General features: G+C 67.3%; 18 protein-coding genes and 1 pseudogene. 14 read left to right on the forward strand and 5 right to left on the reverse strand.

The genetic code is table 11. The annotated features are described in order from the left end of the window. Window positions 1–90 precede the first annotated feature (90 nt). The 8 genes and pseudogenes from ACFSL2_RS03025 to ACFSL2_RS03060 form a co-directional block, all read left to right on the forward strand. Window positions 91–1,269, forward strand: coding sequence for a hypothetical protein (locus tag ACFSL2_RS03025; RefSeq protein ID WP_377196416.1), 1,179 nt, complete (start codon window positions 91–93; stop codon window positions 1,267–1,269). Window positions 1,270–1,450: 181 nt separating this feature from the next. Beyond that, window positions 1,451–1,837, forward strand: a complete 387-nt coding sequence (locus ACFSL2_RS03030) for a DapH/DapD/GlmU-related protein (protein WP_377196417.1) — start codon at window positions 1,451–1,453, stop codon at window positions 1,835–1,837. Window positions 1,838–2,022: 185 nt separating this feature from the next. Next, window positions 2,023–2,616 (forward strand): PadR family transcriptional regulator, encoded by a 594-nt coding sequence (locus tag ACFSL2_RS03035; protein ID WP_377196418.1) that lies wholly within the window; start codon window positions 2,023–2,025, stop codon window positions 2,614–2,616. A 104-nt stretch (window positions 2,617–2,720) separates the two neighbouring features. After that, window positions 2,721–3,686: an ATP-binding cassette domain-containing protein gene (locus tag ACFSL2_RS03040; RefSeq protein ID WP_377196419.1), complete on the forward strand. Its 966-nt coding sequence runs from the start codon at window positions 2,721–2,723 to the stop codon at window positions 3,684–3,686. After that, window positions 3,683–4,528, forward strand: coding sequence for an ABC transporter permease (locus tag ACFSL2_RS03045; RefSeq protein WP_377196420.1), 846 nt, complete (start codon window positions 3,683–3,685; stop codon window positions 4,526–4,528). Before ACFSL2_RS03040 ends, ACFSL2_RS03045 begins: the two co-directional genes overlap by 4 nt. An 89-nt stretch (window positions 4,529–4,617) precedes the next feature. Continuing rightward, window positions 4,618–5,040 (forward strand): DoxX family protein, encoded by a 423-nt coding sequence (locus ACFSL2_RS03050; RefSeq protein ID WP_377196421.1) that lies wholly within the window; start codon window positions 4,618–4,620, stop codon window positions 5,038–5,040. A 26-nt stretch (window positions 5,041–5,066) separates the two neighbouring features. Then, on the forward strand, window positions 5,067–5,921 hold the full coding sequence (locus tag ACFSL2_RS03055; RefSeq protein ID WP_377196422.1) for an alpha/beta fold hydrolase: 855 nt from the start codon (window positions 5,067–5,069) through the stop codon (window positions 5,919–5,921). A gap of 6 nt (window positions 5,922–5,927) precedes the next feature. Continuing rightward, window positions 5,928–6,434, forward strand: a pseudogene (locus ACFSL2_RS03060) (ATP-binding protein); the annotation flags it as partial. Here ACFSL2_RS03060 and ACFSL2_RS03065 read toward each other — a convergent pair. From ACFSL2_RS03065 to ACFSL2_RS03080, 4 genes are all read right to left on the reverse strand, one after another. Next, window positions 6,413–6,919, reverse strand: coding sequence for a hypothetical protein (locus ACFSL2_RS03065; protein WP_377196423.1), 507 nt, complete (start codon window positions 6,917–6,919; stop codon window positions 6,413–6,415). The pseudogene ACFSL2_RS03060 and the gene ACFSL2_RS03065 sit on opposite strands and share 22 nt — an antisense overlap. Window positions 6,920–7,140: 221 nt before the next feature. Continuing rightward, the gene (locus ACFSL2_RS03070) at window positions 7,141–8,298 is read right to left on the reverse strand and encodes a cation:proton antiporter domain-containing protein (RefSeq protein ID WP_377196424.1); all 1,158 of its coding nucleotides are present in this window, start codon (window positions 8,296–8,298) and stop codon (window positions 7,141–7,143) included. A gap of 166 nt (window positions 8,299–8,464) precedes the next feature. After that, complete coding sequence (locus ACFSL2_RS03075; RefSeq protein ID WP_377196425.1) at window positions 8,465–8,806, reverse strand: nuclear transport factor 2 family protein; 342 nt, start codon at window positions 8,804–8,806, stop codon at window positions 8,465–8,467. A gap of 627 nt (window positions 8,807–9,433) precedes the next feature. Next, window positions 9,434–10,375 carry a GlxA family transcriptional regulator gene (locus tag ACFSL2_RS03080; RefSeq protein WP_007079305.1) on the reverse strand — a complete coding sequence of 314 codons (942 nt, stop codon included), beginning with the start codon at window positions 10,373–10,375 and terminating at the stop codon, window positions 9,434–9,436. Between the two features lie 107 nt (window positions 10,376–10,482). Between ACFSL2_RS03080 and ACFSL2_RS03085 the strand changes: the two genes are divergently transcribed. From ACFSL2_RS03085 to ACFSL2_RS03095, 3 genes are all read left to right on the forward strand, one after another. After that, complete coding sequence (locus tag ACFSL2_RS03085) at window positions 10,483–10,794, forward strand: putative quinol monooxygenase (protein WP_006247389.1); 312 nt, start codon at window positions 10,483–10,485, stop codon at window positions 10,792–10,794. Window positions 10,795–11,735: 941 nt separating this feature from the next. Continuing rightward, a complete protein-coding gene (locus ACFSL2_RS03090; protein ID WP_377196426.1) occupies window positions 11,736–13,061 on the forward strand; it encodes an ISL3-like element ISPfr2 family transposase in 1,326 nt (441 codons plus the stop codon). Window positions 13,062–13,085: 24 nt separating this feature from the next. Next, entirely contained in the window at window positions 13,086–13,373 is a 288-nt protein-coding gene (locus ACFSL2_RS03095) for a DUF1330 domain-containing protein (RefSeq protein WP_377196427.1), read from the forward strand. Here ACFSL2_RS03095 and ACFSL2_RS03100 read toward each other — a convergent pair. Beyond that, window positions 13,268–14,128, reverse strand: a complete 861-nt coding sequence (locus ACFSL2_RS03100; RefSeq protein WP_377196428.1) for a helix-turn-helix domain-containing protein — start codon at window positions 14,126–14,128, stop codon at window positions 13,268–13,270. The genes ACFSL2_RS03095 and ACFSL2_RS03100 overlap by 106 nt on opposite strands. Before the next feature lie 246 nt (window positions 14,129–14,374). Between ACFSL2_RS03100 and ACFSL2_RS03105 the strand changes: the two genes are divergently transcribed. Genes ACFSL2_RS03105 through ACFSL2_RS03115 form a run of 3 tightly spaced genes read left to right on the forward strand, consistent with a single transcriptional unit; the run spans window position 14,375 to window position 16,379 of the window. Next, a complete protein-coding gene (locus ACFSL2_RS03105; RefSeq protein ID WP_377196429.1) occupies window positions 14,375–15,283 on the forward strand; it encodes an IS5 family transposase in 909 nt (302 codons plus the stop codon). Window positions 15,284–15,302: 19 nt separating this feature from the next. Next, window positions 15,303–15,590 carry a hypothetical protein gene (locus ACFSL2_RS03110; RefSeq protein ID WP_377196430.1) on the forward strand — a complete coding sequence of 96 codons (288 nt, stop codon included), beginning with the start codon at window positions 15,303–15,305 and terminating at the stop codon, window positions 15,588–15,590. 27 nt (window positions 15,591–15,617) lie between these two features. Then, a complete protein-coding gene (locus ACFSL2_RS03115; protein WP_377196431.1) occupies window positions 15,618–16,379 on the forward strand; it encodes an SDR family NAD(P)-dependent oxidoreductase in 762 nt (253 codons plus the stop codon). The last annotated feature ends 127 nt before the right edge of the window (window positions 16,380–16,506 follow it).

Here is a 16,506-nt window from a genome sequence, read left to right on the forward strand (position 1 = left end):
AAGGAGGGTATGGCGCACGAGCGGCCGAACGATAGCCTTCCGTGCGAAACAGGACACGAACACACCCTCCGGCCTTGAGGACGGCGCACCGTGACCGATTTCGACTGGGGAGACCTGGTCCTGGACGTGCTCGAGGACCAGATCGAGGACCTGGTGCTCCGCTACGTCTTCGACCGTGAGAAGGACGCCAAGTTCGGCAGGTGGGGGGCAGACGTCGGAACCCACGCCTACGTCAACAACAGATACGGCCAGGTCCGGCACAAAGTGAGCGGCCTGATGGAGCTGCTCGACGGCGAGGACTGGCGCACGACCTACCGGCGCAACCGCCGGGCGATGGGCCTGGCGATCCAGGACTCGGCCCGGAACCTCAGCTTCGCCGACCCGGTCGCGGCGGCGCTCGACGTGGAGTACTGCGAGATGCTGGCGAGCACCGGCCGCTTCGGCGTCCTGCGGGACAACATCGGCCGGGCCGTCTATCGCACCGCCACATTCGGCCCCGCCGAACTCGACCCCGACCGCCTGCGGGCGTGGCGGAGGACCGCCGCCATCGGACTGAGTCGCCGCCATCGGCCCGCTGTCGGCCGGCTGCGGTCACGACTGGCCACGGCAAGGGCACAGGAGCCGGCCCGCCCAGACACGGACTCGATGACCGCCGCGCTGGCGCGGCGCTGCCTCGCCGTGTTCGACGCGGAACTCCTGGCAGACGTGGTCGAACAGCACCACGCTACGCTGCACGCTGCGCTCGGCGCGGACCACCCGCGGACCACGGATTTCGCGCTCGTCGCTGCCGAGATCTGCGAGGACGGGGGCTTCCTCGCGCTCGGCGGGCGGATGCGCGAGGCGCATTTCAACCCGCGCGCACGCAGCCTCAAGACGGCGATCGAGACGGGTCTCGATCCGTTCACCGACCGGGCGGCAGACGCGGCCCTACACGCCGAGGCGGCCAGGGCGCTGCTGCCCTATAGATCCCTCGACCGGGCACAGGCCCTGCTGGACCACGCCCTCGGCCGCCTCGAGGAGCTGATGGACCTCATGGCCGAGCCGGACCGGAGCCGGGACGACTACCTCCTGGTCGACGAGCTGCGCCACAGCCTGTACTTCACCCAGGGGCTCGTCCTCCTGGCCGGCCGGCGCTGGGCCGACGCCGAGCGTACGCTCCGCCAGGCCTTCCTCTACCTCGCACCGCCGGACATCGACTCCGTGGCACCACGCGCGTACTTCAACACGCTGGTGTACGCGGGACGCCGCTGGACGGCGGCTCGGACGTGAGCGCGCACCCGACGGGACGTCGCGCCTACAACCTGAACTACACCATCCGCGAGTGGACCCCTGGACGGTTCCCTCATCGAGGCGAAGGAGTGTGTTGTGGTGGACGAGCTTGAGCAGGAGGTGCGTCGCCGGATCGACGATCAGGAGCTCCGGGGTCTACGCCAACACCGGCCTGACGCTCGTGGACGACGGACCGATCACCATCGGCAACAACGTGATGTTCGCCCCGCACGTCACGATCACCGCTACCGGACATCCGCTGCACCCGGCAGCGCGTCCCCACGGGGAGCAGTTCTCCGCGCCGGTCGTGATCGAGGATTACGTCTGGGTCGGCAGCAACGTGACCATCCTGCCCGGCGTCACGATCGGCAAAGGTTCGGTCATCGCCGCCGGAGCCGTCGTGGCGGCCAACGTCCCACCGATGGTCGTGGCGGGCGGGGTGCCTGCACGCATCCTGCGCGAGATCACTGAAGCTGACCGCGAATGGCACTACAAGGCCCCTCGAACACTGAGCGCCACCGCGACCACCGCGCCTGCACCAGCCACTACGAAAGAGACGGCACGGTGACCGAGACGATCTGGTGCGCCAGTCGCTCCCCATCCTTGGGCCGGGCACGGGCCACCAGCACCGTTTGTAGGTCAGTGCTGACACCACCCGGACCAGGAGGGCACCCTAGTGTTGGTGGGAGTTGACACGACCCTGGCGGGCGCGCAAGCGGAGTGAGTCCGAGCAGGTTGAGCGGAGGTGGGCGTATGTCGGCGACGAAGCTCCTGGTACTCGGTGTTGTGCACCTCTCCGGCGGCGCGCATGGCTACCAGGTGCGGTCCGAACTGCAGAGCTGGGGTGCGGAGATTTGGGCCAAGATCAAGCCCGGCTCGATTTATCACGCGCTGAAGAAGGCGGCGGCTGATGGCCTCCTCACCGAGCACGCCGAGCCGGGCAACTCCGGGCCGGAGCGCGTTTTGTACCGCGCGACAGCTCGGGGACGTGACGAGATGGTCGAACTGGTCCGCGACGGTCTGCGGCGCACCCATGACCCCACCATGCTCGACGCGGCCATCGCCATGTTGCCCATGCTGACCAGGACAGATGCCATCGCGCACGTTAACGAGCGGGTCGCGCGCCTGGAAGCGGAGCTCGTAGGGCAGGCCAAGGGGTGGGAGAACCCGAACCCCGACATTCCCGAACACGTCCGCGATCAGGCCGAACTGTGGGCGGGACATGCACGCATCGAACTGGAGTGGGCGAAGAGCCTGAGCAAACGACTGTCTGAGGGCGCCTACACCATGGCCGATGATCCGGGTTCGTGGCGAACGGCCCGCGATCCCCTCAAGATGCGCTTCTAATCAACCTTGACTAGTCGCTCCTCCCCGCGTACTTTGTCCAAGTACTCAAGCTTGACTAGTGCTCAACTGATCCGTTCGCAACACCGAGAGAAGGTGTCGAACCCATGGGAAAGTTCGCGATCGAGACGAGAGGGTTGAAGAAGAGTTTCGGCAAGACCCACGCCGTCGCCGGTGTGGATCTGGCCGTGAGCGCCGGGGGCGTGTACGGCGTGCTCGGTCCGAACGGGGCGGGCAAGACCACCACGATCCGCATGCTGGCCACGCTCCTGCACCCCGACGCCGGAGAGGCGCAAGTGCTCGGCTACGACGTCGTGCGTGACGCCCGGGCGGTGCGGAGCAGGGTGGGCCTCACCGGGCAGTTCGCGTCGGTCGACGAGGACCTCACCGGGGTGGAGAACCTGTTGCTGCTCGCCAGGCTGCTCGGCTACTCACGCCGCCGAGGCAGGGAGCGGGCGGCCGACCTGCTCGACGCGTTCGGTCTTGCCGAGGCGGCCGATCGGCAGGTGAAGAAGTACTCCGGTGGGATGCGCCGGCGCATCGACATCGCGGCGAGCCTGGTCGTCACCCCCGAACTGATCTTCCTCGACGAGCCCACGACCGGGCTCGACCCGCGCAGCAGGAACCAGGTCTGGGAGATCGTCAGGGGCATGGTCGCCGAGGGCACCACCGTGTTGCTGACGACGCAGTACCTCGACGAGGCCGACCAGCTGGCTGACCGGATAGCGGTGATCGACCACGGGAAGGTGGTCGCCGAGGGCTCGAGCGGCGAGCTCAAGGCATCGGTCGGCGCCGGCTCGCTGCACGTACGGCTAGGTGCGCCCGAGCAGCGGGCCGAGGCAGAGCGGGTCCTCGCCGGCGTCCTCGAGGTGCCGGTCGAGCCGTCCGCTGACGCGGCCGCACTGTCCGCGCGGATCTCCGACCCCGAGCGGGTCGCCCGTTCCCTGGCCGAGTTGTCCCGCAGCGGCATCGACGTCACCGAGTTCGCGCTCGGTCAGCCGAGCCTGGACGAGGTGTTCCTCGCCCTGACCGGACACGCCGCCGAGGAGACACCCGAGGAGGATGCCGCATGAATGCCACGTCCGCAGAACAGGCGTCGGCGCCGGTCACCGAGGACGCGCTGCGCAGTGTGCTGTTGGCCGGTGAGCGGCCGTCTCGCCCCGGTCCGGTGCTCACCTCGTTGACATTCGGCTGGCGCGCTCTGCTGAAGATCAAGCACGTCCCGGAGCAGCTCGTCGACGTGACCATGTTCCCGATCATGTTCACGTTGATGTTCACCTACCTGTTCGGTGGCGCGCTCGCCGGGTCGACTCAGGAGTACCTGCAATTCCTGCTGCCGGGCATCCTGGTGCAGGCGAACGTCATGATCACCATGAACACTGGCATCACGCTGAACACCGACATCCAGAAGGGGGTGTTCGACAGGTTCAGGTCACTTCCGGTGTGGCGACCATCCCCGCTGGTCGGCGCCCTGCTCGGCGATCTGGTGCGCTACTCGATCGGGTCGGTGATCGTGATCACGCTCGGCCTGGTCCTCGGGTTCCGGCCGGAGGGTGGCGCCGTCGGGGTGGTGCTCTCGGTGGTGCTGCTTCTGGTGTTCTCGTTCTGCCTGTCGTGGCTGTGGACGATGCTCAGCCTGATCCTGCGCACGCCGAACTCGGTGGCGGGGGTCAGCATGATGGTGATGTTCCCGCTGACGTTCGTGAGCAACATCTTCGTGGATCCGAAGACGATGCCCGGGTGGTTGCAGGCGGTCGTCGAGGTCAACCCGATCACCCACCTGGCGACCGTGGTGCGCGGCCTGATGCACGGCTCGGTGCCCGCCGGGGAGATCGGCTGGGTGCTCGTCTCGTCCGTACTTCTCGTCGCGGTGTTCGGTCCCATCACCATGGTCCTCTACCGCAACAAGAAGTAGATGCCGCTTCGAGCACTGGGTCGAGATCAACTCCGACAACCCGGCCCACTCGGCCAACGCCCCGGCCCGGACACGACAAGGAGAGTCGAATGAGCACCATCCCCAAGAACAACTCGGAAACCGTTGCGCACAGGCCCGGGCGGGCGATCAGCTTCGGGGTCTGGATTCTGCAAGTCGCGCTGGCGGCGATCATCGCCGGCGGCGGAATCTCGAAGCTCGCCGGCGACCCGGTCATGGTGGACATGTTCGCCGACATCGGGGCTGGCCAGTGGCTCCGGTACCTGGTCGGAGCGCTGGAGGTCTCGGGAGGGGTTGGACTTCTGATCCCGGCTCTGGCGGGCCTGGCCAGTCTCGGGTTGGCGGCATTGTTGACCGGTGCTGTCATCACGGATCAATTCGTGCTCGATCAGAGCCCTTGGCTGGCGCTCGCCCTTCTCGTCGTGGCGGCCGTGATCGCAAGGGCGCGGTGGTCGCGCACCGTGGCCGTCGTCGGCACGCTGCTCAGGCGATGAGACAAACCTCTCGAACGGAGATTGAGATGAACGAGATGGCCTTTCGCGTGACATCAGACGATGGCACCACCATCGCCTACGACCGGAAGGGAAGGGGTCCGGCCGTCATTCTGGTGGGCGGGGGACTCGACGACGGGGTGGAGAATGCGACCTTGGCGCCGACTCTCGCCGAGCGCTTCACGGTCTACAACTATGCCCGTCGGGGACGCGGGGCGAGCGGCTTTACCGAGCCCTACGCCGTGGAAAGGGAGATCGAGGACCTGGATGCGTTGATCGCGGAGGCGGGCGGCTCGGCACACCTGTTCGGGGCGTCCTCTGGTGGTGCGCTGGCGATGGAAGCCGCTGCGGCCGGGTCAGCCATTGACACGATCGCCGTGTGGGACGTGCCCTACGCGGTCGGGGACGACATACGCCCTCGATTCGAGAAGTACATCGCGGACACCCGACGCGCGTTCGACGCCGGGCGAGACGAGGAGGTTCTCGAACTGTTCATGCGCGTGACCGGCGCCTCCGACGACGACATCGCGGCAGGGGCGTTGATGCGTTCGAGAATGTCGACCGCGGCCAAGCAGACGCCGCATTGGGCGCATTCGGTCGCCCTCGCGCCCACGCTGGTCCACGACAGCGTCTTCCTCAACCGCTACCAGTTGCCGGCCGATCGCCTGGCAACGGTCACCCAACCGGTCCTGGTCATCACCGGAGGACCGATCTCGTCCCCCTACCTGGCAGGCCTGCCCTCGGACTTCTTCGACCGCGCAGCCGACGCGCTTGCAGACCTATTACCCCACGCTCAACGGGAGACCCTCGAGGGGCCGGATCACGTCGTCGACCCACAGACCGTCGGCCCGCTGTTGCTACGGTTCTTCAACAGCAAACACTGAGGGGCCCGACGCCGGTCCGAACGCCGGATCAAGGCCACCAAGTTCCCCCGCGAGAAGTCCCTGCGGGCCTTCGACTTCGACGCCAACCCCAACATCGATCCCGCCGTGATCCACACCCTCGCCAAATGCGAATGGGTCCAGAAGGGACAGCCGCTGTGTCTGATCGGGGACTCCGGCACCGGTAAGTCCCATCTGCTGATCGCACTCGGCACCGAGGCCGCCATGGCCGGCTACCGGGTCAAGTACACCCTGGCGACCCAGCTTGCCAACGAGCTCGTCGAGGCCGCCGACGAGATGACGCTGGCGAAGACCATCGCCCGCTACGGCCGCGTCGACCTGCTGTGCATCGACGAACTCGGCTACATGCAACTCGACCGCCGCGGCGCGGAACTCCTCTTCCAGGTCCTCACCGATCGTGAGGAGAAGGCCTCGGTCGCGATCGCGTCCGATGAGTCCTTCGGCGGCTGGACCCCCACGCGGTGTCAGCTTGTCTATTCGATGATCTCGTTCTCGATGATCTCGACGCGCTCGGCAACGATGATGGACTCGCCGGCGTACTCCTCGAAGATGTTCGGGTCGTAGGGGATGTCGTAGTCCTCCTGGAACTCGCCGAGAGACAGTCGCCGGACCGCGCCTGTCACCTCGACGACGGTCTCCTCTTCGACGAGCGCGTCCGTCACGTCGAGGCCCAGGTCGACGAAGTCGGTCGACGGGCTCAGCACGAGGACCTGCGGCTCGAGCACGCCGGGGTCGCCGATCAGGAACGCCCCGGGGTCGAGCACCTGACGTACCTCGCCCTGGACCGTGACCACGCGTTCGGCGAGGCCTGACTCGCTCTCTTCGCCCTCGTCGCCCTCTGGTATCTCTGCTTCGGCAATGTCTTCCAAGGTCACGTCCTCGCCGGGTGCGGGCGCCTCGTCGCCGCACGCCGCAAGTGGCCACATCAGGCTGGTGAGCAGCGCCGTCGCGAGGAGTCGTCGGATTCTTGTCATCGACATGGCGTCTCATCTCCTCGACATCGCTTCGGGCGCATCCGGGTGTCCTGCCGCTTCCAGTCTTGCCACATCGGCCTACCGGTCGCGACTCGTCGACTCGTGGCGTTCGTACCGCACGGCTTCGTTGCGTGCGGCTGTCCGGGCGCCACTGCAGAACGGCGCGGCCGCACGTCTGATGGCCCTGGACGGCCCTCCGGGAATGGTGTCGGGCCCCGCGTCGTGCCTCAAGGGAACTGTCGGGCGACGGCCACGTCGGTCGAGGAGTGGGCGATGATCGACAGGACGATGACTAGAGCGACGAGGTGGAAGATCTGGTCCGCGGGTGGGATGCCGGACTGCAGGACGAGGAGGCCGTAGACGACCGACGCGAAGCCCTTGGGGCCGAACCACATCGCCGCTACCCGCTCCCGCCGGGGTAGAGCCGACCCGGCGAACGCGAGCAGTAGGGCCAGTGGGCGGACAGCGACCAGGACGAGCACCGCGAATATCCAGCCGCTCAGTCCAATGTCCTCGAAGAGGAAGGACGGGGTGATGAGAGCGCCGAAGACGAGGATGGCAGCCAGCTTCAGAAGCTCGGTGACCAGTTCCCCGAACCGTTCGAACTCGTTCTTGAGCTCGGGACCCGCGGATGCCAGCGTGATCCCAGCAGTGAAGGCACCCAGGTACAGGTTGGCGTGGGTGACCAGGCAGATCGCGAGCACGAGCAGGCCTACGGAGACGGCTACCAGCGGCTGGAGGTTCTCAGTGGCCTTCAAGAAGGGGAGTCGTTCGAGCCGCACGACGACCAGCGGGACCATGACTCCTACGAGCACACCGAGGGCGATCTCCTCGAAGAGGACCCATCCGCTTGCCCTCTCTCCACCGAGGGTGCCCAGCAGGACGAGGACGGCGGGCAGTGCGAGACCGTCGTTGACTCCTGACTCGACGTTCAACACGTGCCGCAAGCGGCCGGGGACTTCTTCCCGCCCGACGATGGCCGCGGCGAAGACGGGGTCCGTGGGGGCGAGCACCGCGCCCAGCAGCAAGGACTCCAGCCAGGGCAGCCCAGCGACGTAGTGGGCGACGACGGCCGTGATCGCGAAGGCCAGCGGCATACCGAGCAGCAACGCGCGGCCGGGGAGCCGCCAGGCTGAGCGGAGGTCCGCGATAGCGACCCGCATCCCGTCGGTGAACAGGACGGAGAAGAGCGCGAGCTGCGCGAGGAGGTCCACGAGCGGGTCGCCGGGCGCGACGTCGATCACTCCGAGCATGCCGTCGCCCAGGACGAACCCGCCCAGGAGGAACAGGACGGCGGTCGACAGGACGGTCCTGTGCGCACGCTCGGAGATGAGCACCGCAACGATGAGCAGCGTGGCAAAACTGAGGAGCAGGAGGTGTGGCATCGACGGCTCCACTCGGCGCGGTCAGGACCTCTGCCATGATCCCCAGACCGTCGCCACTTGCATCCGGGCGGTAACCGCAGGCCATAGGTGCGTCGGACGGCGGACGGAGCGAGCCGGGACAAACGCTGCGCCGCGCCTGATCGAGCAGCACGTGCGGGATCGGTGGTCAGCCCGCGACGTAGCTGATGGTCTGAGCGACGATGCGCCCGTGTCCTACGACGAACGAGTCGACGCCGTGCAGTCGCTTTTCGCCGGGCCCACCGCCGGACCAGCGCAGCAGGCCGTAGGCGTCTGCGACGATCAGGTCGTCATACCGGTAGTTGCCTTCGGGCAGGTAGGTCTTCAGCACTCCGGCGAGGTATCGCACGCCGCTCAGGCCATGGTGCACGCCCTCGCCCCAGGAAAGCATGGTCACGTCTTTCGCATAGTTGTCGTGCAGATCGCTCTCGAGATCGAGCGCACGGCGGCATTCCAGATGCCTTTCCAAGACTTCGCGAGTGGACCGCATGTCGTTGTCGTCCTCGGGTCGGAGTCGTGCAGTCGCTCTTGACGCTAAGAGGGCCGGGCAGCGCTCGCACGTGCTCGTCGGCGCCGCCGGCAAAGGGGGGCGGGGTCGTCCTCGTGCGGCCACCTGAACGTCGGTTCTGTCGGGCGGGTTTAGGTGGGTGTCAGTTCGGACGAGATCACGGATATTAACCGCGGTTTCGGTCGGAGACGTTGTTGAGTGGCTGCCGGCAAACTGGCTCTTCCCAGATGAGGGTGTAGGTCGGCCGGGCGCGTCGGTCCGCAGATAGACGTCGAGGTCTCCCGACGATGGAGGTTCCTACGCCATCCATCCGAAAGACCTCGACGTGACCGACGCTACCCCGCCGGCCGGCCTCGGCCGCCCTGACCTGACCGCCTTCGCGTCTCATCCCAATCGACCCTGATCGGGTCTGCTGACCCCCTCGACGAGAACGCAGCGACATCACAGCCACCCAACCCCGACCGGCCGGGAAGCCGGGGCACGTCACATGGCCTGTGCTGCGGGCGTGTCGAGTGGGTCGTCCAGGGGCGACGCAGGAGCGTCGACGCGACGTGCTGAGAGGTGGTTCCAACCGGGCGCTAGGACACCGGCTACAGGCATGGCGATAGGTCAGGAACGGCGTCGCTCCCTGCGCAGGAGGGAGCGCAGAGTCTCGGCGTTCGCGTAGCCGACCCGTAGCGCGATCTCGGCGGAGGTGAGGTCCGTGGTTGCTGAGAGGTGCCGAGCTCGTTCGATGCGAAGCCGTTGGACGAAGCCGAGCGGAGTGAGGTTGAGCGCCGCACGGACTCGTCGTTCGAGGGTGCGCCGGCTGGTGCCGAGCGACTGCGCGACGAAGGCGACGTTGAACGGTTCGTCCAGGCGGGCGCGCACGAAGCGTTCGAACTCGACGACGATCGGGTCCTCGTGCCGGAGATGTTCGTAGGCGACGAAGGCCGCCTGCGACGGACGCTCGTCGATGATGAGGAGCTTGGCGACATGTTGGGCCAGGTCGGGGCTGATCGATCGCACGAGTGAGAGCGCGAGGTCGATGTGGGCGAACGCGGCGCCGGCGGTGACGAGGTTCCCGTCCACGACGACCATGGTGTCGAGATCGAGGGCGACGGTCGGATAGCGCTTCAGGAACTCCGGCCCCAGGAACCAGCTGGTCGTCGCCCGCCGATGATGCATCCGTCCGGTCTCGGCGACGGCGAACACGCCGGTGCACGCCGCGGCGATCCGGGTGGTCGCGTCGTCGAGGCGCCCGAGCGAGGCGATGACCGAACGAGCATCTCGGCTCTGGAGGGCGTCGTTGGTAGCGGCGGCCGTGAGGGTTCCAAGCGCAGGGACGACGACCACGTCGAACTCTCCGGACTCCGACAGCGGGTGGTCAACCGACAGGGTCATCGATGCCGTCGTGGTCACTCGCCGTTTCGGTCCGAGGATGGCGAGTTCGATCGGGTCGATCCGCGGGTCGATATCGCCGCGGGCTCCGTCGGCCACCCGCACGATGTCGATGACCGACGCGACAGCCGAACCGAAGCAGCCGTCGATCGCGATCAGTCCGATACGCATGGCGCGAACAATAGCAATACTGTCGTATACGCCACTCCCCATCGGCCCTCGCTCGTCATACGCTGAACTCGCCCCACGAAGAACCCCGACTTCAAGGAGAACCCCTCATGTCCACACCCGCATCACTTCCGTATGCCTTCGTCGCCAAGATCGTCGCGGCCGATGGACAGCACGACGCGCTCGCCGATCTGCTCGCCGGCGCTGTCGCACTCGCCAACGAAGAAGTGGGAACGATTGTCTGGTTCGCGGCTAGAACCCACGCCGACACCTTTTGGATCTTCGATGCATTCCCCGACGAGGCCGCTCGCGACGCCCACGCCAACGGCGCCATCGTCGCAGCCCTGATGGCCAACCAGCACCTCCTCGGCGCAGCACCCGAGATCCTGGCGGCCGACGTCCTCGCGTCCAAGCTCCCGTAGTCCGCCAACGCACGAGACGATCGCGCCCCGCCGAGCCGTCGGACCCGACCGCCTCGACACCCGCACCACGTTGACGATCCCCGACGGGCCGATCACGAGGGGGGCCAGGCAACACCAGGCGCAAGCCTGGAGCGGCACTGGTTCACCGGTGGTCATCGAGAGAGCCAGCGCGGTTCCATGGCAGCGCAACTGTGTCAACTTGCCCTCCGTCCCGCTAGGCGCCGTGGGCGGGTCTTGGTTGCGATCCGTTGCCGTGACGGGAGACGCGTTGCGCGTCGCCCGTGCGGCATGGAACATCTCGCTGCGCACACAACGATCGCTGCGCCGACGCACCGTTGACACCTCGCACGTCCAGGTCGCGACACAACGCCACGCCGCGTTGCCGAGCGGAGCGAGGCCTATCGGCACACGGACAGGATGCCGGCCGCGAGCGCTCAGCCGGCGAGGGGTCCGTCGCAGAGGAGAGCGACGTCGGTGTCGGGCAGAGCCGTGAGGCCAGCGCATCGCGCGACCACCAGAACCGAACCGCCCCTGCCCTGCGTTTCCGCAGGTCAGGGGCTGTTCGCCAGAGCCGCCTGTCGGAATCGAACCGACGACCTAATCACGTCGGCTTTGCGTCTATCGCTTGATGCGCCCACTGAGCGAACGAGCCGCTGACCTGCGCAAACGCCGAGAGTGGGGGCGCCGCCATCTGGTGGTGACCGACGACGACCGACCAGTACCGACCGTTTCACCGGAGCTTGCGGCGGCGTCGAAGCCGAGCAAGCTCCATTCTTTTAGCTCACCGCGCCCTCCTCCTAGCCGGTCCCGTCGTCGTCGAAGACGTTTCAGGGGTCTTCCCAGATGACGGTGTAGGTCGGCCGGGCGCGTCGGTCCGCAGATAGACGTCGAGGTCTCCCGACGACGGAGGTTCCTACGCCATCCATCCGAAAGACCTCGACGTGTCCGACGCTACCCCGCCGGCCGGCTTCGGCCGCCCTGACCTGACCGCCTTCGCTCGACTCGACGGCCTCGGTCTGAGCGTGACCGGGCAACGACTTGAACCGGATCGTGCGGTCATCGCGTGCCGCGTGGTGGAACCAGATCAGTGGTGCCGACGGTGCGGCAGCGAAGGCGCTGCTCGTGACACCGTGATCCGGCGGTTGGCCCACGAGCCGCTGGGCTGGCGACCGACCGTGCTGGAAGTTGTAGTGCGCCGCTACCGCTGTGCCGACTGCGGACACGTGTGGCGCCAAGACACCAGCGCCGCGGCGGAGCCACGCGCGAAGCTCTCGCGCACCGGGCTGCGGTGGGCGCTGGAAGGGATCGTGGTCGCACACCTCACCGTCGCCCGTGTCGCCGAGGGGCTCGGGGTCGCGTGGGACACCGCCAACAACGCGGTCCTGGCCGAAGGCAAGCGGCTGCTGATCAACGACCCCACGCGGTTCGAGGGCGTGAAGGTCATTGGCGTCGATGAGCACGTCTGGCGCCACACCAGGCGTGGCGACAAGTACGTCACCGTGATCATCGACCTCACCCCGGTCCGCGATGGCGCCGGCCCAGCAAGGCTGCTGGACATGGTCGAGGGCCGGTCGAAGGCGGCGTTCAAGACCTGGCTCGCCGACCGCGACGACGCCTTCCGTGACGCGGTCGAGGTGGTCGCGATGGACGGCTTCACCGGGTTCAAGACCGCCGCTGCAGAGGAGATCCCGGACGCGGTCACGGTGATGGATCCCTTCCACGTCGTGCGCTTGGCCGGTGACGCCCTCGACAGGTGCCGGCGCCGGGTCCAACTCGCGATCCACGGGCACCGTGGGTTCAGGGACGACCCGCTCTACAAGTCGCGGCGCACGCTGCACACCGGCGCGGACCTGCTCACCGACAAGCAGAGCGACAGGCTACGCGCGCTGTTCGTTGATGACGCTCACGTCGAGGTCGAGGCGACCTGGGGTGTCTACCAGCGCATGATCGCCGCCTATCGCCACGAGGACCGGCAACGTGGCCGCGAGCTCATGGAGAAGCTGATCACCGACCTCAGCGCCGGCGTCCCCAAGGTGCTCACCGAGCTCACCACCCTGGGCCGGACCCTGAAGAAGCGAGCCGCTGACGTGCTCGCCTACTTCGAACGACCCGGCACCAGCAACGGGCCGACCGAGGCGCTCAACGGACGGCTCGAACACCTGCGCGGCTCCGCACTCGGGTTCCGCAACCTGACCAACTACATCGCCCGAAGCCTGCTCGAGACCGGCGGCTTCAGACCCCAACTTCTACACCCCCGATTGGGATGAGCCGGCAAACTGCGCTCGGTCCGGATGATCATTGGTGGCGACCGCGTGCCCATCGAGCGTGACACCGGGCCGGCCATTGCGGTGTTGATGAAGTTCCCTGACAAGCAGGCGGTCCATGCGTACTTCGACGACTCCGGATACGCGCCGCTGCGTGCGCTGCGTGCGCTGCGCCGGTCGGTCTCTCGGGTCGGCAATTCAATAGTCTGTTATCGACCGTGTCTTCCGTCAGTGGTTCGCGGGGCAGGATCTACCGCCCAGGAGGCGAGGAGCGCTAGCTTGTCGGCGCTGTCGGTTCCAAGGTCTGGGTGGTAGATCGCGAGAACGAGCGTATGGGCAGTATCGCTGATGATGAGTTTCTCGCGGTTGAGGGTGAGCGTGCCGACGGTGGGATGGTCCATGGTGATGGGCCAGCTCTGCCGGGCTTGGACGTCGTGTTGCGCCCAGAGGGTCCGGAAGTGGTCGCTGGCGAGGGAGAGCTCGCCGACGAGATCGATGAACCTGATGTCGTTCGTGTCGGTTCCGACCGAGCGGCGAAAGCCGGCGACCAGCCGAGCCGTGGTGTCGTTCCAGTCGGGATACAGAGCCTGTTCGTCGGGATCGAGAAACACGTCGCGCAGGCGGTTCCGGCCCGCGGCTATCCGGGGTGAGAGTGCCGTGGCGAGCGGGTTCGCGGCGAGGACGTCGAGATAGCGGCCTTCGACGAATGCCGGTAGATGCAGGATCGCCAGCATCTTGCTGATGCCTTCGGGGACCTTCTCCGGCCGCGGCCGTCGCCGTGAGCGCGGAGGGGGCTGTTCGTTGAGGGAGAGCAGATACGCGGTACCAGTTGCGTCGAGGCCGAACACACGGGCGAGGGCCTCGAGGATCTGCGCGGAGGGACGTCGGTCGCGGCCTTGTTCGAGGCGGAGGTAGTAGTCCGAGCTGATCCCCGCCAGAAGGGAGACCTCAGATCGGCGTAGGCCGGGCACGCGTCGGTTGTTCCCTGGGACCAGGCCCACCTGTTCGGGACGGACGCGCGCGCGTTGGGCCCGAAGGTAGTCACCGAGCAAGTTCTCCCTGGGGGCCATGTTCGCGATCTTAGGCCGCTGAGGCGGACGCGATGGTGGTCCTGCCGGGACCACTGTCACGCGGGTGTACCCACGAACACGCCGCGGGAGCCACGGTTGATCACGGCTCAGCAACCAGAACGGGGCGAGCGCAGCTCGCGTCGCGTGAGCGGCTGGAGAACAAGACAGAGGAGAACGAACCATGAGCGGACTAGGGCCTGTTTGGGATTGGTGTCCTGACCTGCAGGTTCGCCATGATGCGGGGTCGTGAGTGATGCGGGACGCCATGACCTGTCCGACGAGATGTGGGCGGTGCTGGAGCCGTTGCTGCCCGTCAAGGTCCGCGGCCGTAGGTCGCGGGCCTTGCGCCGTCAGATCGACGCGATCAGGTTCCGGATCCGTACTGGTTGTCCGTGGCGGGACGTGCCCGAGGACGCCTACGGGCCGTGGCAGAGCGTCTACTCAAGGTTCCGGGTCTGGCAGCTGGACGGGTCCTGGGCCCTGCTCGCTGACCGGTTACGCACCCAGGCTGACAGGGCCGGGTTGATCGACTGGGACCTGAACATCGATTCCACGATCGCTCGCGCCCACCAGCACGCGGCCGGCGCCCGCCGGGACGGCGACGCGCAGGTCCAGCCGCCGCACGGCCCGGCCAGCAAGGAGCCGGCCGATCACGCGCTGGGCAAGTCCCGCGGCGGGTGGACGACGAAGGTCCACGCCGCCGCCGAGCAGGGGCAGAAGCTGATGGGCATGGTCGTCACGGCCGGGCAGCGCGGTGACAGCCCGCAGTTCAAGCCTGTGCTCGACCAGGTCCGCGTGGCGCGTCCTGGTGGGGTGGGGCGGCCGCGCACTCGTCCGGACCGGGTCCGTGGTGACAAGGCCTACGCCTCGGCCGCGAATCGTCGGCTGCTGCGCCGACGCGGGATCCGCGCGACGATCCCGGACAAGAAGGACCACGCCGCCCACCGTCTGAAGAAGGGCTCGGCGGGTGGGCGGCCACCGAAGGTCGACTACGAGGACTACAAGAAGCGGCACGCGGTGGAGTGCATGTTCAACCGGCTCAAACGCTGGCGGGCAGTCTCAACGAGGTTCGACAAGCTCGCCGTGCGCTATGAGACCACCGTGACGGTCGCAGTGATCGACGACTGGGTCCGCGCGCTCGTGAGGGCCACGTGATCGCTGGCATCCTGGGCGCGTGACGTTCTATGCCGACGCCGAGGGCGGCGCTTACCTCAAAGACCCGACCCGAGGCGACCTGATCGACCTGGTCACGGAGCTGAACACCAGCAACAACACCTTCATCGTGGTTCACCCGGACATCGACGACGCCGACTGGTTCTTCTCGATCTCAAAGAAGGTCGGCACGTTCGGTGGCTACGAGCTGCACCGCTACGACCCCGACACGGGCGAGGACGCCAAGACCACCGCCGCCGCGCCGAACATCATCGCCGACGACGTCCTGGATTGGGCCAGCCGACGCTGACCCAATCCCAAACAGGCCCTAGCTGTCGTGACGGGTGCATCGTCCGGGATCGGCCGGGAGTACGCCCGTCGCCTGGCGTCGCAGGGTGCCGACCTGATCGCGGTGGGCCGTCGGCAGGAGCGCCTCGATGAACTGGTGACCGAGTTCCCGGATGTGACTGTGCAGACCGTCGCTGCGGACCTGTCCACGCACGAGGGCGTCGCGAAGGTCGTCACCGCGATCAGGGATCAGCCGGTGACGATTCTGGTCAACAACGCTGGCGTGGCGCACTACAAGCGGTTCGTCGAGCTGTCCGAGGAGCAGGCGGCGGAGCTCGTGGGGGTGAAGGCGCTCGCACCGACCCTGCTCACTCGCGCGGTCGCACCGGGCATGGTCGAGCGCGGGGCCGGTCAGATCGTGAACGTCGCCGGCATGATCGCTTTCAGCGGTCCGGCGAGCTTGGAACAGGTGCCGCTGCCTCGGGCGGTGTACACCGCAGGCCTGGCCTACGTGGTGGCCCTGTCGCAGACGCTGCATGCCGAGCTGTCCCCGGCCGGCGTGAACGTGCAGGTGCTGTGCCCGGGTGTCGTCGCGACAGAGTTTCACGAGCGGCAGGGCATGGACCTCTCCGCCGTTCCGCGGATGAGCGCGGTCGACGTCGTCACCGCGAGCCTTCGTGGAATGGAGCTCGGCGAACTCGTCACCGCTCCAGGTGTCGAGCAGCAGGGCCTGCTGCAGGACGTGTTCACGGCAGGTCTCGCGGCCTTCAGCGCGCAGTCGCCTGAACTGGCGGCTCGCTACCGGTCCTGAACGAGCATCGCAGGTGAGGGCCGCGTCTTCTGACGCCGCACCGTTCCCTCTACTTCGTCCTTGGTGTCCGTGGTCGAGGGACCCAGCAGGAGAATCTTTCGGACCTGTCATAAACGCCGTGGCCAGT

Source organism: Promicromonospora aerolata (assembly GCF_042682255.1).
Taxonomy (GTDB): Bacteria; Actinomycetota; Actinomycetes; order Actinomycetales; family Cellulomonadaceae; genus Promicromonospora; species Promicromonospora aerolata.